The 22,572-nt window shown below is 46.9% G+C and carries 20 protein-coding genes; 1 reads left to right on the top strand and 19 read right to left on the bottom strand.

The annotated features are described in order from the left end of the window. Position 1 precedes the first annotated feature (1 nt). Together MCG98_RS10685 and MCG98_RS10680 are read right to left on the bottom strand one after the other, a co-directional pair. Positions 2-178 (bottom strand): carbon starvation CstA 5TM domain-containing protein, encoded by a 177-nt coding sequence (locus MCG98_RS10685; RefSeq protein WP_345891646.1) that lies wholly within the window; start codon positions 176-178, stop codon positions 2-4. Positions 179-227: 49 nt separating this feature from the next. Next, a complete protein-coding gene (locus tag MCG98_RS10680; protein WP_240301968.1) occupies positions 228-1,718 on the bottom strand; it encodes a GntR family transcriptional regulator in 1,491 nt (496 codons plus the stop codon). A 181-nt stretch (positions 1,719-1,899) separates the two neighbouring features. On the opposite strand from MCG98_RS10680, the gene MCG98_RS10675 reads away from it, so the two are divergent. Continuing rightward, positions 1,900-4,302 (top strand): response regulator, encoded by a 2,403-nt coding sequence (locus MCG98_RS10675; RefSeq protein ID WP_240301967.1) that lies wholly within the window; start codon positions 1,900-1,902, stop codon positions 4,300-4,302. A 97-nt stretch (positions 4,303-4,399) separates the two neighbouring features. Here the strand turns inward: MCG98_RS10675 and MCG98_RS10670 are convergent, their stop codons facing one another. The 17 genes from MCG98_RS10670 to MCG98_RS10590 all read right to left on the bottom strand — a co-directional run bounded on the left by MCG98_RS10670 (position 4,400) and on the right by MCG98_RS10590 (position 22,493). After that, positions 4,400-5,455, bottom strand: coding sequence for a serine hydrolase (locus MCG98_RS10670; protein WP_240301966.1), 1,056 nt, complete (start codon positions 5,453-5,455; stop codon positions 4,400-4,402). Then, positions 5,448-5,891: a DUF126 domain-containing protein gene (locus MCG98_RS10665; RefSeq protein ID WP_240301965.1), complete on the bottom strand. Its 444-nt coding sequence runs from the start codon at positions 5,889-5,891 to the stop codon at positions 5,448-5,450. Before MCG98_RS10665 ends, MCG98_RS10670 begins: the two co-directional genes overlap by 8 nt. Next, positions 5,891-7,180: an aconitase X gene (locus MCG98_RS10660; RefSeq protein ID WP_240301964.1), complete on the bottom strand. Its 1,290-nt coding sequence runs from the start codon at positions 7,178-7,180 to the stop codon at positions 5,891-5,893. The genes MCG98_RS10665 and MCG98_RS10660 overlap by 1 nt, the downstream gene beginning before the upstream one ends. A gap of 16 nt (positions 7,181-7,196) precedes the next feature. Next, positions 7,197-9,248: an FAD-dependent oxidoreductase gene (locus tag MCG98_RS10655; protein ID WP_240301963.1), complete on the bottom strand. Its 2,052-nt coding sequence runs from the start codon at positions 9,246-9,248 to the stop codon at positions 7,197-7,199. 191 nt (positions 9,249-9,439) lie between these two features. Next, entirely contained in the window at positions 9,440-9,883 is a 444-nt protein-coding gene (locus MCG98_RS10650) for a chemotaxis protein CheW (RefSeq protein WP_240301962.1), read from the bottom strand. Beyond that, a complete protein-coding gene (locus tag MCG98_RS10645) occupies positions 9,873-11,906 on the bottom strand; it encodes an ATP-binding protein (protein ID WP_240301961.1) in 2,034 nt (677 codons plus the stop codon). The genes MCG98_RS10650 and MCG98_RS10645 overlap by 11 nt, the downstream gene beginning before the upstream one ends. Before the next feature lie 12 nt (positions 11,907-11,918). Then, entirely contained in the window at positions 11,919-12,857 is a 939-nt protein-coding gene (locus MCG98_RS10640; RefSeq protein WP_240301960.1) for a diguanylate cyclase, read from the bottom strand. A gap of 24 nt (positions 12,858-12,881) precedes the next feature. Then, the gene (locus tag MCG98_RS10635; protein WP_240301959.1) at positions 12,882-13,358 is read right to left on the bottom strand and encodes a chemotaxis protein CheD; all 477 of its coding nucleotides are present in this window, start codon (positions 13,356-13,358) and stop codon (positions 12,882-12,884) included. 4 nt (positions 13,359-13,362) lie between these two features. Continuing rightward, positions 13,363-13,977, bottom strand: a complete 615-nt coding sequence (locus MCG98_RS10630) for a chemotaxis protein CheC (protein ID WP_240301958.1) — start codon at positions 13,975-13,977, stop codon at positions 13,363-13,365. 16 nt (positions 13,978-13,993) lie between these two features. Then, positions 13,994-15,673, bottom strand: a complete 1,680-nt coding sequence (locus tag MCG98_RS10625; RefSeq protein WP_240301957.1) for a methyl-accepting chemotaxis protein — start codon at positions 15,671-15,673, stop codon at positions 13,994-13,996. Beyond that, positions 15,670-16,047 (bottom strand): response regulator, encoded by a 378-nt coding sequence (locus MCG98_RS10620; protein WP_240301956.1) that lies wholly within the window; start codon positions 16,045-16,047, stop codon positions 15,670-15,672. Before MCG98_RS10620 ends, MCG98_RS10625 begins: the two co-directional genes overlap by 4 nt. After that, positions 16,029-16,886, bottom strand: coding sequence for a protein-glutamate O-methyltransferase CheR (locus MCG98_RS10615; protein ID WP_345891645.1), 858 nt, complete (start codon positions 16,884-16,886; stop codon positions 16,029-16,031). The genes MCG98_RS10620 and MCG98_RS10615 overlap by 19 nt, the downstream gene beginning before the upstream one ends. A 12-nt stretch (positions 16,887-16,898) precedes the next feature. After that, on the bottom strand, positions 16,899-17,306 hold the full coding sequence (locus tag MCG98_RS10610) for a chemotaxis protein CheW (RefSeq protein WP_240301955.1): 408 nt from the start codon (positions 17,304-17,306) through the stop codon (positions 16,899-16,901). Positions 17,307-17,496: 190 nt separating this feature from the next. After that, on the bottom strand, positions 17,497-18,195 hold the full coding sequence (locus MCG98_RS10605) for a 3'-5' exonuclease (RefSeq protein ID WP_240301954.1): 699 nt from the start codon (positions 18,193-18,195) through the stop codon (positions 17,497-17,499). Positions 18,196-18,288: 93 nt separating this feature from the next. Further along, entirely contained in the window at positions 18,289-20,031 is a 1,743-nt protein-coding gene (locus MCG98_RS10600) for an ABC transporter ATP-binding protein (RefSeq protein WP_240301953.1), read from the bottom strand. Beyond that, the gene (locus MCG98_RS10595) at positions 20,028-21,770 is read right to left on the bottom strand and encodes an ABC transporter ATP-binding protein (RefSeq protein ID WP_240301952.1); all 1,743 of its coding nucleotides are present in this window, start codon (positions 21,768-21,770) and stop codon (positions 20,028-20,030) included. Before MCG98_RS10595 ends, MCG98_RS10600 begins: the two co-directional genes overlap by 4 nt. Positions 21,771-21,866: 96 nt before the next feature. After that, a complete protein-coding gene (locus MCG98_RS10590; RefSeq protein ID WP_240301951.1) occupies positions 21,867-22,493 on the bottom strand; it encodes a TetR/AcrR family transcriptional regulator in 627 nt (208 codons plus the stop codon). Positions 22,494-22,572: the final 79 nt, after the last annotated feature.

Raw genomic sequence — 22,572 nt, 5'->3', positions numbered from 1 at the left:
ACTAAGCTCCTTTATTCCAGCATTTGTTGAGAAATTGAAGATTCGCTGAACCGAATAGCGGCCAGATTTCCGCATAACCGACTTTCGTCAGCAGGTATGCCAGTATCAGTGTCAATTCCGTCGCAGCGTATTTGTTGGTCACGATCTTCAGGAATGGGCTCATATGTTCCACGTCCACATCATCCTCCAGGAAGAATTTTATGTTTTACCATGATTTCAACATAAGTTCAGCTCCGTCTGACCGGTGTCCGTGTAAGGAAGACCGGAAGATTTTCCGCTCCATTCATCAGCCGGGCAACCAGGGAGTAGATTCCCTCGTAGCTCTGTGAAAAAAACCTTTCTGTGAGTTCCGGCAGAGCGGCCTGCTCCCTTGTCCTCAGAGCATCAGCAATATCGGCGGTTGTCCGCGATACACTGCTGGTATCGGGATATAACGTCTCATCTGCGAAGAGCAGATAATTTCCCCATAACAGCAGTTCATTCAGCTGCTGATATATATTCTGCAGAGAATGGCAGGGGGCTGAGTGTATCATATAATTCATCAGTATCTGAACTGCCTGAGGGCTTATTTGATCTTTGTCAGTCATATTTAGATTTTTTTCCATTTCGCAGATGACCTCTTCCGAAACCCGCGGAAACTCTGACACACAATTGCGTGTGGTCAGCGCTAAGATCTGAAGGGCATCCAGAAAAAGTATAAGCCTGTTCCGAATCACGGGTTCATTGAAATCAACACGTCCCTTGACGCTTCGAAAATCATCCGTGGCAATGACTGTTCCTTTTTTATCTATGGTCCGCGTAAAGCCAAGCGTGTTCAGCAGCTTGACTGCACGGCTGGCGGTCTCTTTCATGACACCGTATTCTTCCATCAGCCCGGGAATTGAAGGAAGGTATTTCTGACCCTCAAATTCACCATTTAAAATACGGCGCATTATTGTCATAGCCAGACGTGAATACAGTTCAGAATGCCCTTTTGTCCGGAACCAGAGCATATTTTTTTTCGACAATGAAACTTCAGCGGCATGTTTACTGAGAATGCTGAGATATCTGTCCACTCTTCGCCCTGTGTCATGGTAGGTACGCAGAATACTCGCGTAGAATTCATTAAATTGTTTTTGTTCAATTCTATTGTGAGCCGTCTGCAGCCAGTTTTTCATATGAAACGCGGACCGGTAGAAAGGGTCATCCGTGTCGTCAGCAGGGATATAAGGAATATGCAGATAATTCTCCTCATCAATCTCCAGGTCAGTAATCAGCTGATTTCGAAACGGCTGAAGCGTGATTGTTAGGAAGTCATTTGCCTGGCGATACAGCATGGAAACTTCCATATCGTCAGTAATCCCATCGACAATTTTTTGCATTGCCTTCAGCTCACTTTTTCCGCACAGTTTTGCGCCTTCACGGTACAATTGCGGAAGCAGCAGTTTCATCCCCTGGTAACAGTCTGCTATCTCGCTCCTGCGGCTGGCAAGAGTGGATATGAAGTCTTCATGTGCAGCCTGATAGATCACCGTCGCCGGAAGACCGGATGATGTTTGGATATAACCGCAGTCATTTAACATTTTCATCACCTTTCGAACCGTAGTGATTCCGACATTGTACTGTCTGCAGAGCTGCTGTTGTGACGGAAATGCCTGCCCTCCGGAAAAAGCGCCGCACTCAAACTGTAATACCAGCGATTGAAATAAGTATTCATATATATGAGGCTCCTGATACAACCACTACCCCTCCTTTTTTAAGCCTTATTATAACAATTTCAGTATATCAACTTAAATCAGAACATACAACTTGATTTTTCCGCATGGCTGATATACTATATACCTATAGCCCAAATAGGAAAGATGTTGTTAAATAGATTTAATTTATCTTTCATGCAGATTGTTAAAATGGAGGAAATATATGGATACACTTAACAAAAGTCATGGACAGACCGGATATGAATACGATACATTAATGAACCTGCTTCAGGTAAGTGTCAGCAAACATCTGCTGGATGATCACTTCACATTGGTTTGGGCAAATGATTATTATTATGATCTGATCGGTTACTCCCGTGAGGAATATGAGGCCGTCTATCATAATCTGTGTGATACTTATTATATGAATGAAGAACTGGGGATTCATGATGAAGTTCTCTGGAAACAGCTGGGCGAAGAAGTCGTCAAAATGGTAAATGCCGGCAGGAATCATTATACCATGATTACCCGAATGCGGCGGAGAAATGGGGAATATATCTGGGTGCGTATGACCGCCAGATTTACTGATGAATATATTAACGGTTATCAGGTCTCTTACACTGCAATGACCGATGTCAGCAATGTCATGCAGATGCAGCTGGAGCAGTCAGTCACCTACGATAACCTGCCGGGTTTTATCGCTAAATACCGTGTCGGAAAGGACCTTGGCTTTACTCTGCTGGATGGAAATGACCGCTTCTTTAAGTTTTTCGGTGAGGAAAGCTGGAAGAATATGGATTACGCTTTATATCGCTGCAATGTCATGCGGAACCTGACAGTATTTCAGTCACACAGAGAAGAGCTTCTCGCCGGCGCCCCCGTACATTTTACCGTACAGATGAATGATCAGTACGGTAGCACTGCGTGGCTTCAGATTAATGCCTCCTGCATCGGTCATCAGGATGGGGATCCCATCTATCTGGTCATATATATTGATATCACCAACGAAACTGAACTGCGGAAAATGCAGCACCAGCTTGAAAAACAGGCTGTGCAGCTGCGCTGCGCTCTGAAAGAGGCGGAGGATGCCAACCGGGCAAAATCAGATTTTCTCTCCCGGATGAGTCATGATATCCGGACTCCGTTAAACGCGATCATCGGTATGAAAGATATTGCAACTTCTCACCTCGATGACCGTGCAAAAATAAAGGACTGTCTCAAAAAAATCGGCCTTTCCGGTCAGCATTTGCTCGGTCTTATCAACGATGTCCTGGATATGTCGAAAATCGAAAACGGAGAGATGGTGCTGCGGGAGGATGTAACCTGTCTTCCGGATGTTTTGGAAAACATCGTAAGCATCATGCAGCCCCAGTTTAAGGAAAAAAAGCAGAACTTTTCCATCCGTCTGAAATGTGTGATCCACGAACATTTTTTAAGTGATTCTCTCCGGCTTAGACAGGTGTTCCTGAATATCCTCTCCAATGCCTGCAAATTCACCCCGGAGGGCGGACGCATTACCATGGATGTACAGGAAGTTCCCCCCTGCGGCAATATTGCCCGGCTTATCTTTAAAATCACAGATACCGGCATCGGTATGCGGCCGGAATTCCTGCCTCATCTGTTCACAGCATTCAGCCGGGAACAGGACAGCCGGGTAGATAAGACAGAAGGGACCGGACTGGGAATGGCAATCACGAAGAGAATTGTAGAACTTTTGAACGGCGAGATCAGCGTAGAGAGTTATCAGGGAAAAGGTTCCACATTCTGTGTCTCACTTCCGATGAAAATCGAAAAAGAACCGTCTGTCAGCAGCAGTTTTCCGGATTTAAAAATCATTGTCGCAGATGACGATGCCATCATGTGCGAATACACTGTGGAGATGCTGAGAAGGATTGGAATTTACGCCGATTGGGTAGACAGCGGGGAAGCGGCTGTTGAGAAAGTAAATGAAGCTCTGCAAAACGGCGACGTATATGACGCTGTTCTGCTCGACTGGAAAATGCCCGGGCAGGACGGCCTTGAGACTACCCGCCGGATCCGGGAACTTCTCGGCGAGAAACTCCCTGTATTGATCATCTCTGCTTATGACTGGAACGATATTGAACGGGAGGCACTGCGGGCCGGTGTCAACGGTTTTCTCCAGAAGCCAATTTTTATCTCCACGCTCATACGGGGGCTGCGCCATTACGTGCTGGGTGAACAGATTCCTTCAGATAAAACGGATTCCTCTCAGACTTCAGGTTTTCATGGACGGCATTTCCTCCTGGTGGAAGACAATGAACTCAACCGGGAAGTAGCCATGGAGCTTCTATCCGATATGGGTTCTGAAATCGAGATTGCCTGTAACGGTGAAGAGGGTGTCAGCGCATTTCGTAACTCTTCCGAAAATTATTATGATATCATCCTGATGGATATTCAGATGCCGGTGATGAATGGTTACACCGCAGCCAGAATAATACGCTCCTCAGACCGCAAAGATGCATCCACCATCCCGATTCTGGCGATGACTGCCGATGCATTTGCAGAGGATATTCAATCTGCCAAAGAAGCAGGTATGAATGGACACCTTGCGAAACCGCTTGATTCGGCTGCACTGAAACGGGAAATCAGCAGATATTTAAGCTGAAAACCATTCTGATATCATCAGAAACTACCGGCAGCCTGTTGGACCGGTCATTTTTGTCAAAAGGGAGGGTATGCCGCAAAGCATATCCTCCCTGAAATCATGCCGAAAACTTTCTGTACAGCGCAACGTGATCATCAATACACGCCCAGACGCCGGCGGCGTTTGCCGTCACACAGATATATTCTTTTCCATCGCTGCCCACACCGTAGCTGGCTGAACAGTTTCCTGCCTGTTCCACATATCCTGTCTTGGCACACATTACCCTGGCACCGGTATCCTTGTCCTCGATGCGGCGCAAAAACCAGTTGGAGATCAAAATTCCTTCCGGATGCAGCTCAGAAGCCGGAATCTGATAGGTACGGGCAGACAATACATCCCTGCACAGATCATTTGCAACAGCTGCCTGCAGGATCAAAGCCATATCATAGACTGTGCAATAATGGTCCTCATCGTACAGCCCGGCGCTGTTGGTAAAATGAGCGGTCTTAGACAGCCCCAGCTCTTTCAGTTTCTCATTCATCAAACCAACAAAGTCTTCCAGGGAACCTGCCACATATATTGCGAGGGCTGTCGCTGCATCTCCCCCGGACGGCAGGATGGTCCCGTAAAATAAATCCCGCACAGTCACTACATCGTTCGCCACAAATCCTGCACTGCTGCACTCATTGAGATAGCTGTAATCTACGATCTCCTGAGTGATCGTAAACGTGTCATCCAGGTTTTCAACATGTTCCGCCGCCACCAGAATTGTGAGTATTTTCGTCATCGATGCGGGGCTGATTCTGGCATTTGCATCTCTTTGGGCGACAATCTTTTCCGTACTCAGATCAACTAAAACTGCAGAACTGCTTGTAATCTCATCTGTCAGTTCCACCGTTTCGCCCGTTTCCGTTGCTTTCTCTGCTTTCGGTTCGGATCCACCATCCTGTCCTTTTGCATCATCAGCTTTTGCTGTATTGTCATTGCCCTGCGAATCAGAAGCGTCCTGCCTGCTGCCACTCTCCCCTGACTCTGCCCTCACATGATGTGTACGTTTACTCAGGTCCCCCGCCATCCAGAATGCTGTCAGAACAAAAACAATGCACGCGAAAAACAGCAAATACCTTAAGAATGGGTGACTTTTCTTTTTCTTGTTTTTTCTTTGGTTATTCAACTTCTACAACTCCGTTCGCTTTGATCGTAATGTTCATATCATCTTTTATATACGCCAGAAATTCTTCCCCCAGAGAATCTACCACCGGCATCGTGACATTATCGAGCCACACATCAGCCAGAATTGCCCCCGCTGCGGCGAGGGAATCGATCGGCTCCGAAAACAGCATACACGCTGGCTGCCGTTTCATGGAACAGGCGCAGTACAGCACAAGCCCGCCGGTCGTAGAACCGATCGTTCTCGGGAGACAGAGTGCTTTCCCCGCCATCTGTTTTCCATATAAGTCTGCGTTATTCTGATCCCCGCAGGTTGCCTTCTTATCCCCAAACTGCAGTGCTTTCTGGAACGAAGCCAGCGTATTTACTCCCTCATGAGAGACAAGAGCAGGTGCAGTAATATTTCCCGGAGTGACTATTCTTCCCTGAAAACTCTTCATCACACGTTCCCTCCTTTTGTAATCTGCTCCAAAATCTCATCATCCGTATAATATCTCGCACTCGTGTAGGTACGAAGCTTATTGCTGGAAGTGATGACGGGCATGCTGGTGCTCAAAGGATTATTCATATACATCAGAGGACAGATATAGGAAACGATCACCCCTGTCTTTTCAAGCCTGGCGGCATAGGGTGTTTCCCCAAATTTTCTGAGCACCGCCGGCGCAGCCGTAAATACGGTGGGAATCACAACTTTTTCATGTCCCGCGTCTTCTAATCCCTGCTCCACTTTTTTTGTCCAGCCGATCAGCTGAGTCAGGCTCATGTGCGGACACCCCATAAAACACAACTTAGGCCTGGCATTTTTGTCTTTCCAGATGACCGGATAGCTGTCATAGACACGCTGGAGCTCTGCATCGTCAATGACATATACTTCCGGGTTTTCTTTCAGCAGGGCTTTTCCCTGCTGTACCGCCTCCGGTGTGATTCCCTCTACATGGTACAGTCCGACCGCACCGTTTGACGCTGTTGCCGCTCCAAAGTCTTTCAGATACGTCCTGGTGTCATCATTCAGTGTACCGAGCCACCGGTCCAGTCCGACAATATACGGTACATCTTCCATCACTTTCATACCGACGGCAGATCCCAAAAGCTGCGCTTCCGGCTTCTTCGTGGTCCTGATCTCAACAATCCAGTCTGCTCTGCGCCCTTCATCGGTCAGCAGTCCGAAATGCGGCACATAGCCCACGACGGACCCCATCAGATCGACAATTCCCGAATTCCTGTTGCATCTGGCACCCAGCACGGAGTTGGCATATACAACCGCAGAGGATTCTGACCAGGATAGAACATCTCCCCGGGCAGGTGTATTTCCAACTTCGTCCATATAACAGGTACATGTAAATGCATCCTTTTCAAGTAACCCAAGTTTATCCAGCTGATTTTCGTAATAGTCCTGCCTGCTGTACATGAAATGCTGAAATACAAGATTCTGTATAAAAGAACCCGGTACCTTTTTGTCCAGCGGGCGGGGGTCTGCTGTAAATTTCTGTAGTGATGTGCATCCTGCACCGATCAGTTTCTCCATCAGGTCATAGACAGGTCCCAGAGCCTTCAGACCGAAAGAAGTGACCAGATGATTATATTTACCCGTGATTGGAACCATGCCGTCCGCCCCGAACAGTTCACCATAGCGGATCATGGTTTCCATCACTTTCGCCATCACGTCACCTTTGCTGCCGTTTAAGATGGCTTTCTGCTCATCCGACAGCTTCATCTTATAATCTGTCATTTTATCCCGCCTCCTATCAGATTTTCATTGCCGCCTCAAACGCACTCCAGACAACGGATCTGAGATTTCCAACTTTCAGACAGTCTCCCACAAGGTACGTTCCTTTTCCTTTTTCCCGCAGAGGACTGGCGATATATCCGGCGGAACTGATCACCGAATCACAGGGAATCTCCACGTCCCTGCCGCCCTTTGTGCAGATAATCGAGCCTTCCCTTACCTCCTTAAGCGTTGTCTCCAGGTATACAGGGACCCTGTGAAGTGCAAACCATTCGCGCAGATAGGAACTATTGGCAAGACAGACGCCCTTCTGGGAAACCAGATCATCTTTCATCTCAACGATGACCGGCTTTTTTCCGTTTAATGCCAGCTCATACGCGATCTCGCTTCCCGTCAGCCCCCCGCCGATCACAGCCACCACATCTCCGACTTTGGCACCGTTTAGATACTCACATGCCTCGATCATTCTTTCATAACCCGGCACATCCTGCAAAATCCTGGGAACTGCTCCGGTAGCAATGATGACCGCCTCATGACCAAACTTCGCCGTGTCCCTGACCTCCTCGTTCAGATGAACTTCTATATCAAGTACACCTATCTGTCGTCTGTACCAGGTAAGCAGATTCCGCAGTTTCTCTTTATATGATTCCGCGCTTGCCGGAATAAAGGTGCCGCCGAGGCAATCACTTTTTTCATAGATGACCGGCTTATGCCCTCGCAGTTTCAGTACTCTGGCTGCTTCCATTCCGCCTATGCCTCCCCCGACGATATGTACTCTCTGTGGCGACGATGTTTTTTTAATGTAATGCTGTTTCCACTGCATGGTCTGTGCATTGACCGCACACCGTGCCAGATGCAGGCTGTCCGTCAGGTCCTGATCATTCGGGACGCCTTTATAGTGGCACATATTAAAGCAACCGTTGTGGCATAGGATGCAGGGACGTATATCCTCCTCTCTGCCCTCCATCATCTTGGTCACCCATTCCTGATCAGCGAGAAACGGCCGGGCAAAACCTGCACCATCTATTTTACCGGCTGCAATGGAATCCGCTGCCGCACGCGGATCCATTCGCCCGGCACAGACAACGGGAATATCTGCGAACTGCCGGATGTGCTCCACATCTTCCAGGTTGCAGTTCTCAGGCATATAGATCGGCGGGTGCGCCCAATACCACGCATCATATGTCCCATTATCACAGTTCAGCATATCATAGCCCGCATCCTGGAGGTATTTCACAGCCTTTTCGGACTCTTCCATATCTCTCCCCGCTTCTGTAAAATCTTCTCCTGGCAGTGCACCTTCCCGGTATCCCTTTGTCATGGAACGGACACTGTATCTCAGGGATACGGGGAAATCTTTCCCGCACACCTTCTTGATTGCCTGCACGATCTCCACAGCAAAACGATAACGGTTTTCAAAAGAACCTCCATACTGATCGGTACGGCGGTTGACATATTTCAAGGTAAACTGATCAAGCAGATAGCCCTCATGAACCGCATGGATCTCAACGCCGTCCACCCCTGCGTCCTGAAGCAGTTTCGCACATTTGGCAAAGGCCTCCACAAACTCATGAATCTCTTCCACCGTCATCTCTCTGGACGGAACCTTATCGGACCAGCGGTTGGGTGAAGGACTCGCCGAGGCTGTGATCTTATCAAGATTCATAAAAGGTTTTGAAATCACTCTTAAAAATTTATTTGTGTACAGTGTCTCCATCAGCTCACTGATCGTAAAAGACCGTCCAAACCCCGCGGTCAGCTGAACAAATAATTTCGCCCCCGTCCTGTGAAACTCCGGCATCCAGGCCTTTAACTCTTCATACATCTTTTTATTCTTGTACAGCCACTGCCCGAACATCGGGTTATAGACAGGCTGGCACCCGGGAAGCACCAGACCCGCATGGTTCTTTGCCACTTCCATGATAAACTTTGCCCCATCTTCATCAAAATGATTCTTTTCCATCCACCCCAGAAGATTCGTTCCCCCCATTGAGGTTAAAACAATCCGGTTCTTAATGTCACAATTCCCGATTTTCCACGGTGTAAATAACGGTTTTAACTTTGCGTCCATCCTCTTTCCCCCTTGTGCGGTCCTGTATTGGTGAAATACCTATAGCTTTATACAATATATATTTTATCATATCCGGCACTGAGACGCCATTTATTACTGTAAAAGGCTTCCGGATAACAGATACAGCTAAAGTTCTGCAGTAAAAGCAGCCGTAAGGCTTATCGCCTCCGGCCATGTTAAGATCTCAGCCTTTAAATATTATGGTATATTATCAGGTGATCCATCAGTTGTTCAATATCTCCAAGAAAAAACAGGAGGTTCTGGTACTTATAAAATGCTTTTCCCGGCCATATATCAGTTCCCGCTTCGTCACGATCCGGCATATCAATCCAGGTCATGTCATCAGCATGTACCATGCGCGGCTCTCCGGAAAGCAGGATTCCGAGCTGATATTCCTGATATTCCAAAATCAAAATCACAGACCTGCCCCCTTCTTCTGATGTCTCTGGCTCTTCCTCCAGCCTGATAACCGGTATAATTGCTCCCTGATGCTGGAAGACTCCCATAAAATACTCCGGCAGGCACGGAACCCTAGACACCATTACATCTGAACAGATCTCTTTGATATATGTAAACTCCACTGCATAATTCTTCGCCTTGCCTGGAATGCAGAGAATCTCTTTGTTAACGTCCATTTCTGTGTCCTCCTTCACTCTCATACAAACTCAGAAGTAATTCTGCATCCAGCGCCGAACAGATTGTACCATCCCCCATCATACTGAGTCCGCAGATTCCCGTAAACCGACGGAATCCTGTACCAAATAACGGAGGCAGCGGTTTCACTACAATACGCTTCTGTTCATACATGGAATCCGCCACAATACAGAACTCTTTCTCATTTTTTCTCAAGCATATGATGATTGCGGTATCTTCTGTTGCCCCTTTCAGATTATAAAAATGGTAGAGGTCTATCAGCGGTATCATGTTATCCGAAACCATAATGTAAGAAGTCCCGCCACTTATCTCCTGTATCCGGCCCGTTCTTTCCCTGTACTCCATAAAACCTGACACATACCGGGCCGGCAGTGAAAATGTGTATTCTCCCACCTGGAAGCGGACACATTCAATCGTGGAGAGCGTCAGCGGAAGCATAACAGTAAACTTACTTCCTTTCCCTGTCTCACTGTCAATATACAGATGGCCTCCCGCCTCTGCCATAATATTGTTGACTACATCAAGCCCCACTCCACGTCCTGAATAATCTGTGACGTTCTCCTTCGTCGTAAAACCGGGAGAAAGAAGCAATTCCCACAGTTCCTGTGTATCATACTCATTTTCCGGTTTTTCCAGAATTCCCTTTTTCATCGCAGATGCTTTGATTTTTTCTGCATTTATGCCCCGTCCATCATCCTGAATCGAGAGGATCAGCTCTCCGACAGTACTCTCCGCAGTAAAAATAATCTTTCCAACCTTGTCCTTGCCGGAAGCCGCACGCTCTTCCGGTGTCTCAATTCCATGGTCTACTGCATTCCGTATAATGTGCATCAATGCGTCAAAGACATATTCCACGACACTTTTATCCGCTTCAATATCCCCGCAGTTAGCAATAAACTCTACATCCTTCTTCTGTACACGGCAGATGTCGCGAAAAATCCTGCGCAGTTTCGGAACGAGACTGTTGACGGGGACCATCCGCATCTTCATCACGGTTTTTTCCACATCACCGACCAAACGGTTAAGCTGATATGCGATACCCTCTCTGATCTCCTCCTGGCCTGCCTTATGTAACGCACTGTCCAGTGTCAGCATCTGTATCATCATCTCTCCGGCCAGATTCTGAAGAACATCCAGACGATCTGTCCTGACATTCAGAAATTCCGCCTCTTTCTTCTCCTCCGTTTCATTTTCATCTGTTATCTTCTGTTCCACTGAGGCAACCGGTCTCAGCGTCCGGTCTTCTACAACATCACAGGACGCCACAAACAAGCCTCTGCGGAGTATATCAAGTACTGTTTTCTTTTCCTGGCTTTCGAACCGGAGCAGCACTCCGTGTTTACTGATGTATTCTGCTTCCGACTGCGCCTTGTCAAGATGCTCCGGAATCGACTCTACGCAGCTGCAGCGGCTTTCAATCTGCCGGACAAGCATAAATGCACGAATATGTTCCAGTCTGCATCCCTCCTCCAGCTTAATTCTGACGATCACACCGCTTTTTCCATCAAACTTCTCTGATATCCGTTCCGGTTCCTCTGCAGCTTCCCCGCTGGTTTCCGGTGTTTCTTCCATTTGTTTTTCCCGGTCCTCCTGCTTTGCCCTCCGAAGATACGCTTCTGCCCGATCCTCAATATCACCCGCCGGATGAGGCTGATAAGATTCCAGTGACATCTCTTCCAGTTCTTTGGCTATATAGTCGGATGCCGTAAATAACAAATCAAACAACTCAGGCTCAGGGTCTTTTATTACACCATACGTTTCTCTGTAGTATGCAAAAAGATCCTCCAGTTTATGTGCTGTCCGTGATAAATCACTAAGCCTCATCATCGCCGAGGATCCTTTGATCGTATGCATAATCCGGAAAACCGCATGAATTTCACTTTCCGTAAATATATGGTTCTTTTCTGCTTCCAGCAAAAGCCCGTCCAGCTGCTCCAGCAGCTGTCGGGTTTCCAACATATATACCTCCAGCATTTCTTTTTCATCTGAATCAAAATATCCCATATTTATCTCCGTCTATTCGTTATCTTCGTACCAGATACTACAATTTTTTCCATGACGTTTTCCGTAATAAAGCGCTTTATCTGCATATTTAATATTCAGCTCAATTCCTTCCTCTTCACTGTAGCAGTGCAGACCCAGCGTAATTGTACAGAAAAATTCCACAGAATCATGAAAAAATGGATATTCCTCTACTTTCCTGCGGATCGTTTCACTCACCTCATAAGCCTCTTCCTCAGTAACATTCATGAGCGCGATCAGAAACTCTTCACCGCCCCAGCGGACCACTTTGTAATCCGCGCATACTTCCCCCATGATACCGGCTATACATACCAGAGCCACATCCCCCGCATCATGTCCATATGTATCATTTACTTTCTTAAAATCATCAATGTCTGCAAGGATCAGGACATTTTTCTTCTCATTATGAATCTGAATATCTTCTGCCAGATCTCCTACGACATACCGGCGGTTATACAGACCTGTCAGGCCGTCCCTGAAAGCCATGTTGTTCAGCTTCTGCATGTTGCTGCGCAGTTCTTCGTTGACTTTATTCAGTTCATCCTTCTGTTTCTTCATCTGGAGATGTATCTGTACCCGTGATTTTAACTCTCCATGCGCAAATGGTTTCTTGATATAATCGCAGGCGCCCATCGTCAGTCCCCGGACCACGTCCTCATCATTATCTCTGGATGTCAGAAAAATAATAGATGCGTTATTCTGATCAACTTTTTTCAGCTCTTCAAACAGATCATACCCATCTGTATCGGGAAGAACTACATCCAGCAGTATCAGGTCCGGCTGATACTGCTTAACCAGTTCAACTGCTTCTTCTCCATCGTGCGCCTCACAGAAAAAAATTCCTTCTGCCCCGTCAAGAGCTGTTTTTATCTGCCGGCAGATCAGCAGACTGTCATCGACCGCCAATACTATCCGTCTGTCACTTGCATTCATAACTTACCTCCATCTATCTATTCGTCAGATAACTCTCGTTTCACGCCTTACCGTACTGATTTCCAGACTGCCGTCCTCTCCCGAGAAAAGGAGTGTCCTTCCGTAATTTCTGCCAGTATCCTCTGCTATAACAGGAATCTTAGCCTCACTCAAAGCTTTCTTCACTGCATCGACGTTTTGTTTTCCAATCTCCCATTTTCCGCCTGCATTTTGGAACATATTGGCACCGCCTGCAATTTTGGCTGTCATCCGTACTCTCTTTGCACCAAGCGTTTCCATTTCCCGGATCAGTGTCTGCACCCCTGACCCGGCGTATTTATACGGATTCGTTTGATCGGTGCCATGTCCGGCATCAGGGAGAACAATATGAGCCATTCCTGCCACCTTTTTGCCCATATCATACAGGCAGATTCCCACACAGGACCCGAGTGCGTACGATATAAGCGTCTGACCAGCATACACAACTTTGCCCTCCGCAATCCCCACAATCACTTTTTTCATATCGCTACATTTCCTCCAGCCATTCGGAGACTTTTTGCATTGATTTCATCTCCGGGAAGAATAAAATCTGTCCGCACAGCAGCTCCTTATCCAGACGGATTTCATTGTCAATTATAAGAAGTGTATCACTTGCTTTCATCAGATGTGAAACAACTGTACTGAAAATCGCACCTCCCATGTCTAAACAGATATGAGGCACCGTGAGCTCGATTCTTCTGCTCAGCAGCTGCGCCAGTGCATTGACATAAGCCCCGCACATCACGTTTCCCAGTTCACAGAACACTGACTGTTCCATTTCATCCATTCTGGACAGATCTCTTTCCTTTTTTTCAAGCAGCCAGTCAAGCGCACGCACCGCAAAACCCATATCAGGCAGAAATAAAAATATTCCCGTTATTTCACCGTACGCCTCCAGCATAATTCCTATCTTCTCTTCCTCTGAGCTTCCCAGTTCTGTATACATCTCCTGATAGCTTACAAGCTTCAGCCTTGTAGAGTGAACTTCCAGTGGACGCGCCAGCATTGTGGAAAGTGCCGTCACCGCGTTGCCTGTGCCAATATTTCCAAGTTCTCTCAATATATCCTGTTCATCCTCATTCAGTTCCTGGATTTTATCCATTCTGGTCTCCCTTGTTTTATGCAAGCTCAAACTGTTCTACCAGTTCTTTTAATATCTGGGCCTGAGCTGACAGTTCTTCACTTGCTGCTGCACTTTCTTCCGTCGTAGCAGAATTTCTCTGTACAATGTCCGAAATCAATTCTACACTTTTTCGAATCTGTGTCACGGCTGTCGCCTGCTGTGATGATTCAACGGAGATCTTGTCCACCATCCTGTTGACCCCCTGGGCACCTTCTACCGACATTCTCAAAGCCTCAGCCGCCGAATTCACAGCTTCCATTCCCGCCTGTACAGCCTCAGTATTCTTATCGATTAATTCGGCTGTGAGCTTTGATGCTCCAGTCGTCTTAGATGCAAGTCTTCTCACTTCTCCTGCTACGACAGAGAATCCTTTTCCCGCATCACCTGCTCTCGCCGCCTCCACTGCGGCATTCAATGCAAGAATATTCGTCTGAAATGCAATGTCTTCTATCTCTTTTACAATTCCCGTAATTTCTTTTGAATTCTTCTGCACCTCCCTGACACTCTCTAACAGTATCTCCATCTGGGCATTGCTCTTTACAAGTCTTGTTCCCACATCATCTGCAAGCAGACTTGACTTATGTGCATTTTCTGCATTTTCCTTTACACTGTCTGTGATCTCATTGATGCTGACTGCCAGTTCTTCGATGGAGCTTGCCTGTTCCGATGCCCCCTGTGCCAGAACCTGTGCACTGCTTGAAACCTGCTCTGCACCACCGGACACCTGATCCGCACTGCGGCTGATCTGCTGTATGGACTCTCTTAACAGATGGGCAATCTCTTCCATCGACTCACCCAGAGCGATAAAGTCCCCTTTGAATTCAACATTTGGCCGATAACCAAGACATCCGCTGCCAAGCGATGACAGACCTGTTCTTATTTCTCTGACATAGCTGCTCAGAGCATCAGCAGTGCTTCGGATATCTTCTGCCAGCTGCCCCAGTTCATTCTCTGATCTATATGTAATTTCCAGATCCAGGTCACCATTTGCGATCTGGCTGGCCGCCTTTTTAACGGTATTGACTGGTACAATAATACTCCTGGTGATTACAAACCATAAAACTCCCGTGAACAGTATGATCGCACCTGCCAGAATCCAGATCAGAACAATAATTCTGCTGTTCACGCTCTGCCCTTCTTTCAGACTGTCCTGTGCATCTGCCGAGGCGGCATCTACAAGTTGTGAGAGCGTCTCTCTGACCTCCGTCGCTACCGAATCATACTCATCGAAATAGACTTTCAGGGCCTGATCATTTTCCCCAATCTCCAGCAGAGTCATCATCTTGTCTCTTGGAATCATCATACTGGCAAACTTTTCTTCCAGTTCAGCAGCTATTTTTCCTCCGCTGATATGGCCTGTTGTCAGTTTCTCCACATAAGTTCCCGCATTATCTATCAGTTCTTTAGTGTCTGCAAGATATGTTTCCCTGTCTTTTATCCCATCTGTTGCCGCCAGAAGAATCATATTCCGCTGTACATTATTGATATTTCCAAGCAGTTTCTGTGACGTCTCCACATTGGCAAATGCACCGTTATACAGCTGGTCCATCCTTTCTGACATACTCCTGATATTAACCACGGCAGTAAGCACTGTAACCACATACATCACCAGAATCAGAGCAAATGTAAGAATCAGTTTTTTTCCAATCTTCATATTATCAAATTTTTTTCTCATATCATCCCCTCCTCTGCGATACAATTATTTATTATTTTGATAAATTCATCATTTTTAAATGGTTTTACTATGAAATCAGCAGCTCCTTTTGAGAGCGCGTCCAAAATCATTGTTTCCTGACCAACAGCAGAGCACATGACAACTTTCGCCCACGGAGCCTTTGGCATTATTTCTTCTAACACCTTCATCCCCGACATCCCGGCCATTGTGATATCTAGAATCACCAGATCCGGTTGTTCCCTCCAGAATAATTCCAGTGCCGTTTCACCGTCCGATGCCTCCACGATCTTATGATACCCTTCCGCTTCCAGATTCCTGCGGATCAGTTTTCTCATAAACATTGCATCATCTACGATCATAATTTTTTTTTCCATAAACTCTCCTCAGCCTCATGGCTGTTTTCTTTCCTATTCTTTTTATAGACCGCCGGATATTCCGGCTGCAGGTTTGTCTCATACCCCGGCAAAAGTTCCGCATGTCCGATCAGCAGATAACCTCCTGGATTCAGAGTGTTTTCCAACTGTCTGAGAAGCTTTTTTCTTGATTCCCGGTCAAAATAAATCATCACATTCCGGCACAGAATCAAATCGTACTTCTCCGATACCGGTTTCATCAGATTCTGTTTTACAAAACGTATATTGTACATCAGTTCCCTGTCTATCGAAAACTGATGTTTATTTTCCATATGGCAGTATTTTTGCCTCCACTCGGAAGGAAGCTGCTCCAATTCCCTCGCCGGATATACTGCGGTTTCTGCCTTCCTCAATACTTCTTCAGAGATGTCGGAGGCCGTGATTCTGATATTCGGCATCTGCGCCCCCTGATCTCTGTAATCTCTCAGCAGCATCGCCAGTGTATAACACTCTTCCCCTGTGGAACATCCCGCACACCATATATTGTAGAATGCTCCATAATTCTTCTGAAACACTTCCGGAAAAATTTTTTCTTTTAACAGTCTGAAATGTTCCGGCTCTCTCATAAAATATGTATAATTGGTAGTCAGCCTCACAACAAGCTCTTCGACCATCTTCCCACTTGGATCCTCTTTCATTTTATCTAAATATGAGCCAAAAGAACTGAACCCCCTGCGTTCCAGTTCTCCGGACATTCTGCATTCGATCAATATTTGTTTCTTTTCAAGATTAATCCCATATGTCTCGCGCATAAACCGCACAATATCTGTAAATTCTTTCTCATTCAGCCTAATCATCATTTCTCATCCGCCTTATCCGGAATTTATAACGGCAAGATCCGCCAGAATTTCCATACACAGAACGAATGCAAGACCTTTTCCACGCTCCTCCAGATTCACTGCCGCACTGATAAACCGGTTTTTTTCGTTTTTCACCGGCCATTTAAGCTCAAGCATACACCCTGGATTCACTTTCCTGACTCCTGACACTTTCTCTGCCGTAATTCCCAGACGCTTACCTGCATGTTCAAGGACAATTTCGAATACCGGGCAGTTTTCCTCCGCCCGGCATCCAACAGCTTTCTCCCAGTCAAGTATCGGCACACCTTCTTCCCCTGCCCTGTTTTTCCTGATTTCTTTTACCCATGGCAGTGCGGCAAGAAAACAGAACCCGTCTGCAGTAAATTCCAGATATAAATTTTCCAGACTTTCCACGTCCATCCGCCTTTCCCTGTCATTTTTATTTAAACAGTCTGTTGCCCTGTGTACTATTAGCTCTGCAAACCGTCCGCTTGTTCATATTATATCATACTCCACAGGCAATATCCACGAAAACCCCTGCATATGGTACATTCATACCATATGCAGGGGTTATGTTTTCATACGTATCGGGGTTCCCCATCAAATCTGTTTACTGTCCCGAAAGGATACTGTCAATCAGCCTGGAAGCCTCACTTTTTGTCAGTGTATCCATATTCATCTCCTGCATGATTCCCTTTTGTTTCATCAGACGTTTCAGCAGGCTTAACTGTTTAGGCGTCGCAGCAGGGCATTCCCTTGACGCACATACAAGTGGTTTCGCCGTAAACAGTCCGGGGTTTTTTACCTCAAAAAAGTGAGACATGGTCTGATACAGCTTTGCAGTTGCCAGGGCATCATGATAAGCCCTGTGGGCGGCTTTGTTTTGTATGCAATAATGTTCACACAGAGCTCCCAGACTCTTTGACGGCAGATCTCTGTGTACTGACCTCGCAATATTCAAGGTATCAATGCCTCTTCGTTCAAACGTGTATCCCAGTGATCTGGCACCGTTTTCCACGAAACTATAATCAAAAATTATGTTGTGTCCGATCAGAATGTCATCCTCACAGAATTTCAGAAAATCAGGGATTACCTGCTCCCTGATCCTGGCGCCGGCAACCATATCATTGCTGATGCCTGTAATTTGGGTAATATTTGCCTGTATCGGCAATCTGGGCTTTATAAATTCAATAAAACGTTCCTGTACCTTTCCCCCACGGACTTTTAAAGCCCCGATCTCAATAATCTCGTGCTCCGCGGGGCTTAGTCCGGTCGTTTCAACATCAAAAGCTATGTATGAATTCAGCATATAGCTTATGTCATCCTCACTTTCTCTTCTGCAATTTTCTCCAATTATATACTGAAAACGATACGCTTTCAAGTCGAAACATAAAACTGGTGATCAATTCTGTGCATTGAGTTTCCAGCCGGTCGCTTCCCTTCGTTCTGATACGAAGTCCGCATAGATGCCTTTCTGCCCAATCAGCTCCTCATGATTTCCCCTCTGAACAATCCGACCCTCATCTACCACCAGAATCTGGTCTGCATTGCGCACGGTTTTCAGCCGGTGTGCGATCATAATAATGGTCTTATCCCTTGTCAGTGCTTCTATGGCTTTCTGCAGTCTGTCCTCATTCTCAGGGTCTACATTTGCTGTGGCCTCGTCAAGGATTACAATCGGTGCATCCTTTATCATTGCCCTCGCTATGGAGATTCTCTGTTTTTCCCCTCCCGACAGGGATGCTCCGCCCTCCCCGATCAGGGTATGATAACCGTCCGGCAGCGCTTCTATAAAGTCATCACAGCATGCTCGTTTTGCTGCAGCTACAACTTCCGCATGGGTGGCTTTTGGTTTCCCGAACTTAATGTTGTTCTCAATGGTATCGGCAAACAGGTACACATTCTGAAAGACCATGCTGATCTGATCCATCAGGGATTCCAGTGTATAATCACGCACATCGCGTCCTCCAATCCTCACTGAACCGCTGTCAACATCCCAGAACCGTGCTATCAGATTGCATAGCGTGGTCTTACCGGAACCACTGGGACCGATGACAGCGGTTGTTGTCTTATCCGGAATCGTAAATGATACATCATGCAGAATTTCCTTTTCCTCATAGGAGAATCTGATCCTATCAAAAACAATGTCGTGGGAGCCGGGAGCCATCTTCGTCCCTCTCTCATCCATCTGAGGAATATCATCCATTCGGTTTGCATGCTCGATGGAACTGCTGACCAGCCTGAGCAGCGACATTCCGCTGCCGGCAGTCTCAATCTGGGCAAAGACCAGAAAAGACATGATAACAACCATCAGCGCGTCGGCAAGAAGCATGCTTCCGGATAAAAACAGCTGCACGGCTCCCAGTATCATACCGATGCCGAATATCTGCAGTGTCAGTCCCTGGGCGATCACATACGGGGTAAACAGCTGCTCCATATCCAGATTACTTTTCCGGTTAAATTCCAGTGCATCCTGCACTTTTTTATCCCCTTTTCCGGTCAGATTAAAAGATTTGATAATGCTCATTCCCTGCACATACTCCAGTACGGTCTCTACCAGTACCGCTTCGGACTTTTGGCGTCTCGGCGCAACCAGGGCGGACTTTTTTTCCATCGACGATGTTATCAGCAGATATAGTATAGTCCCTGCTGCAACAATCAGCCCGATCCGCCAGTCGAAAGCAAGGATCATGACGGTAAACACCATAGAATTAACGAAACCGCCCAGCATACCCACCAGCACCATGGGGGCAATGGTCTCTACATTTTCAAGAACCGTTGTAGTAACACCGGTTATCTCACCAAGGCTGTTGTCGTTAAAGTATCCCATTGGCACGCTTTTCAGCTGATTGCCTATCCTGATACGCTTGTTCGCCACCATAAAATAACCGGCATGTGTCTGCTGAAGCTGTGAAAAGTTTTTCGTGACTGCATTTCCCAGGATGCTGACCAGTACAAGAAGAAGTGCCGTCCATGCAGGACGGGTTCCGTTGTCCCCATCGGTCAGTGCCAGCAGGACAAAGTATATGGCTCCAATCTGAAACATTTTAAAAACCGCTTCCAAAAAACACAAGGCTACTGATTTGTTGATATTTTTCCGTTCTTTCCCGGCAAACTGCCAGATTTTCTTCAACGCGTTAATCATGCCACATCACCATCCTTTACCCCCATATGTGCCTGCCACATAGATTCATACAGCAGGCTGTCTTTCCTGAGTCTTTCATGCGTACCCACATCTTTGATCCTGCCGTCCTTCACAACCACAATCTGATCCGCGTCCGTAATCGTAGACAGCCTGTGTGCGATCACGATGACTGTCTTTCCCTGAATCAGTTTGGCCACCGCTTTCTGAACAATGGCCTCATTCTCGGGGTCTATATATGCTGTGGCCTCGTCAAGGATAATAACAGGAGCATTTTTAAGCATTGCCCTCGCAATCGCGATGCGCTGCCTCTCCCCGCCGGAAAGATGCGCACCGCCGCCCCCCACTTTAGTATCATATCCGTTTTCGAGTCCAAGGATGAACGTATCGCAGCCCGCAGCTTTTGCCACTTCTTCCACTTCCGTATCTGATGCTGATATTCTTCCCATTCTTATATTCTCCCGTATGGTATCGTCAAACAGATAATTATCCTGGGAGACAAAAGCAATCTGCTCATACAGCTGTGTCAGCGGTATCTCCTTTTCCTCCACACCACCAAGAAGAATCTTTCCGCTGTCCACATCCCAGAAACCACCAATCAGCTTGGCAATGGTGGACTTTCCGCTCCCGGACGGACCCACGAGAGCCGTCATCGTCCCTGCCGGGATTGTGAGACTGACATCATGGAGAATCTCCTGCCCAGAATGATATCCAAAAGATACATGCTCAAGCTCGATGTCCATCCGCCCTAACTCTGCGGGTATTTCACGGTGTTTCTGCTCCTCACCCTTCAGAATCTCATCTACTGAACCGACGATTGTCCCGATTTTTGCGAGACTGTCTGTAAAGCTCATGGCCTTGATCAGCGGACCTACGATGCAGAGTGACAATACAATGGTGATCACAAAGGTTTCCGCAGGGAGGCTGCCTCCGCGGTACATAAGCCATCCTGCCGGGAGTACGGTAACCAGTGTAGCCGGGGCAATGGCATATGCGAGAGACATCTTAAACTGGCATTTTTTCATCCAATTATAATAATAAGCAGCATTTGCTTTTACACGGTCTGCAAATTTTCCATAAGACGTCTGTCCCTGATTAAATGCCTTGATAACTTCAATGCCACCGATATACTCCACAATTGTTTCATTCATTTCCCGGGTTGCCATGACTGCTCCCTCATAATCCTTCCCATATCCGCCCATGACCAGCATCATGAAAAACATTCCTGCAGGGATTGAAACCAGTGAGAGAAGCGCCATGCGCCAGTCTGATATAAGCAGATAGATAATGATGCAGACCGGTGCCAGCAGATTGGACGTCATTTCCGGCAGAAGGTGGGCAAGTGTTGTCTCCATACTGTCCACCTGATCCACGATGATCTGCTTCATCCTCCCGCTGGAAGTATCCACAATGGTTCCAAGGGGCATCCTCGGAAGTTTGGCAAGGATCTTCCTGCGGATTTCTTTCAAAATAGAGAAGGTCGCTTTGTGTGACACTGCCAGCGCCAGATTATACAGCAGCGTTTTCATCACAGAGCCTGTCAGTGCAAGCCCGCACCACATCAGGTAAATACTGATCCGGGTTTCTCCATGTACCAGGGCAATAATAATCTGTGCTGCTGCAAAAAACGGCACAAGGCCTCCCAGGACTCCGGCAGCCGGCAGCACAATGGCCAGTCTCAGCCTGCCATGTTCAGATTCTCCCAGCTCCCATATTCGGAGCAATGGACTTTGTTGTTTCATGCTTTGCCTCCTTTTTGGTTAGTTTTTACTAACCATTATTTTTATTTTAAGGCTGTTTCATCCCATAAATGGACACCACAGCCTCGCTGACTTGTTTTACTTATTATCCCGGATAAAAAAGGTATCGAACCCCGCCGCATGGTATCGCTCCAGCATACGCACGTATCTGCCGGCTGATCCCCGGTCCATCCCATGCCGGACGACTTCGAATACCCCCTCGAAATACGCGGTTGTCACCATGTGTAAAAACTCACCGGTCACCTCACCGTCCTCAGCACTCATATATCCGGCCACCTCCATGTATTTGTAGGTGTACTCCACTTCAACGCGTGTCAGTTCATCTACGAAATTCTGAAATCTCGTGCCATGGGACGCATCCAGCAGCAGGCGGAACTCATCCAGATTCCCATATATATAATCCAGAAACCGGTCCATTTCCTTAAAGCTGTATTCATTGACCCGCGCTTTCTGTATCTCCGGCTCAAATTCATGAAATGTCTCCTGAATCTCACAGAACAACTGAAGCACGCCCGATACGACAGGCTCAACGATGGCTTCAAACAGCCCTTCCTTATCCTGAAAACGGACGTAGATGGAATTGGTACTGGTGCCTGCGTTTGCTGCAATCGTCCGCAGTGAGGCATCCTTAAAGCCTTTTACCAAAAATTCATGCTTTGCGCATTCGAGCAGCTGCTCGTAGACTCCTTCTATCTGTTTTGCCATGAAATCGCCTCCTCTCCCGATAAATAACACTGTTTCATAACGCTGTTATAAATATATCAGTTTTCAGTTTATTTGTCAA

Source organism: Ruminococcus sp. OA3, assembly GCF_022440845.1.
Taxonomy (GTDB): Bacteria; Bacillota; Clostridia; order Lachnospirales; family Lachnospiraceae; genus Ruminococcus_G.
Note: the sequence above shows the minus strand (reverse complement) of the source record. Positions and strands in the feature narration are given on the sequence as shown.

What these genes read in the sequence shown, in the direction of transcription:
- MCG98_RS10635 (WP_240301959.1), bottom strand. Translation starts at nt 13,358, where the DNA reads ATGAAAAAAGTGATTGTGGGGATTGCGGAGGGCAAAGTTGTGTATGCT.
- MCG98_RS10665 (WP_240301965.1), bottom strand. Translation starts at nt 5,891, where the DNA reads ATGAAGAGTTTTCAGGGAAGAATAGTCACTCCGGGAAATATTACTGCA.
- MCG98_RS10675 (WP_240301967.1), top strand. Translation starts at nt 1,900, where the DNA reads ATGGATACACTTAACAAAAGTCATGGACAGACCGGATATGAATACGAT.
- MCG98_RS10605 (WP_240301954.1), bottom strand. Translation starts at nt 18,195, where the DNA reads ATGCTGAATTCATACATAGCTTTTGATGTTGAAACGACCGGACTAAGC.
- MCG98_RS10610 (WP_240301955.1), bottom strand. Translation starts at nt 17,306, where the DNA reads ATGGACGTGGAAAGTCTGGAAAATTTATATCTGGAATTTACTGCAGAC.
- MCG98_RS10650 (WP_240301962.1), bottom strand. Translation starts at nt 9,883, where the DNA reads ATGGACGTTAACAAAGAGATTCTCTGCATTCCAGGCAAGGCGAAGAAT.
- MCG98_RS10615 (WP_345891645.1), bottom strand. Translation starts at nt 16,886, where the DNA reads ATGATGATTAGGCTGAATGAGAAAGAATTTACAGATATTGTGCGGTTT.
- MCG98_RS10600 (WP_240301953.1), bottom strand. Translation starts at nt 20,031, where the DNA reads ATGATTAACGCGTTGAAGAAAATCTGGCAGTTTGCCGGGAAAGAACGG.
- MCG98_RS10660 (WP_240301964.1), bottom strand. Translation starts at nt 7,180, where the DNA reads ATGACAGATTATAAGATGAAGCTGTCGGATGAGCAGAAAGCCATCTTA.
- MCG98_RS10630 (WP_240301958.1), bottom strand. Translation starts at nt 13,977, where the DNA reads ATGGATAAAATCCAGGAACTGAATGAGGATGAACAGGATATATTGAGA.
- MCG98_RS10640 (WP_240301960.1), bottom strand. Translation starts at nt 12,857, where the DNA reads ATGAATGCAAGTGACAGACGGATAGTATTGGCGGTCGATGACAGTCTG.
- MCG98_RS10655 (WP_240301963.1), bottom strand. Translation starts at nt 9,248, where the DNA reads ATGGACGCAAAGTTAAAACCGTTATTTACACCGTGGAAAATCGGGAAT.
- MCG98_RS10595 (WP_240301952.1), bottom strand. Translation starts at nt 21,770, where the DNA reads ATGAAACAACAAAGTCCATTGCTCCGAATATGGGAGCTGGGAGAATCT.
- MCG98_RS10645 (WP_240301961.1), bottom strand. Translation starts at nt 11,906, where the DNA reads ATGGGATATTTTGATTCAGATGAAAAAGAAATGCTGGAGGTATATATG.
- MCG98_RS10625 (WP_240301957.1), bottom strand. Translation starts at nt 15,673, where the DNA reads ATGAGAAAAAAATTTGATAATATGAAGATTGGAAAAAAACTGATTCTT.
- MCG98_RS10590 (WP_240301951.1), bottom strand. Translation starts at nt 22,493, where the DNA reads ATGGCAAAACAGATAGAAGGAGTCTACGAGCAGCTGCTCGAATGCGCA.
- MCG98_RS10620 (WP_240301956.1), bottom strand. Translation starts at nt 16,047, where the DNA reads ATGGAAAAAAAAATTATGATCGTAGATGATGCAATGTTTATGAGAAAA.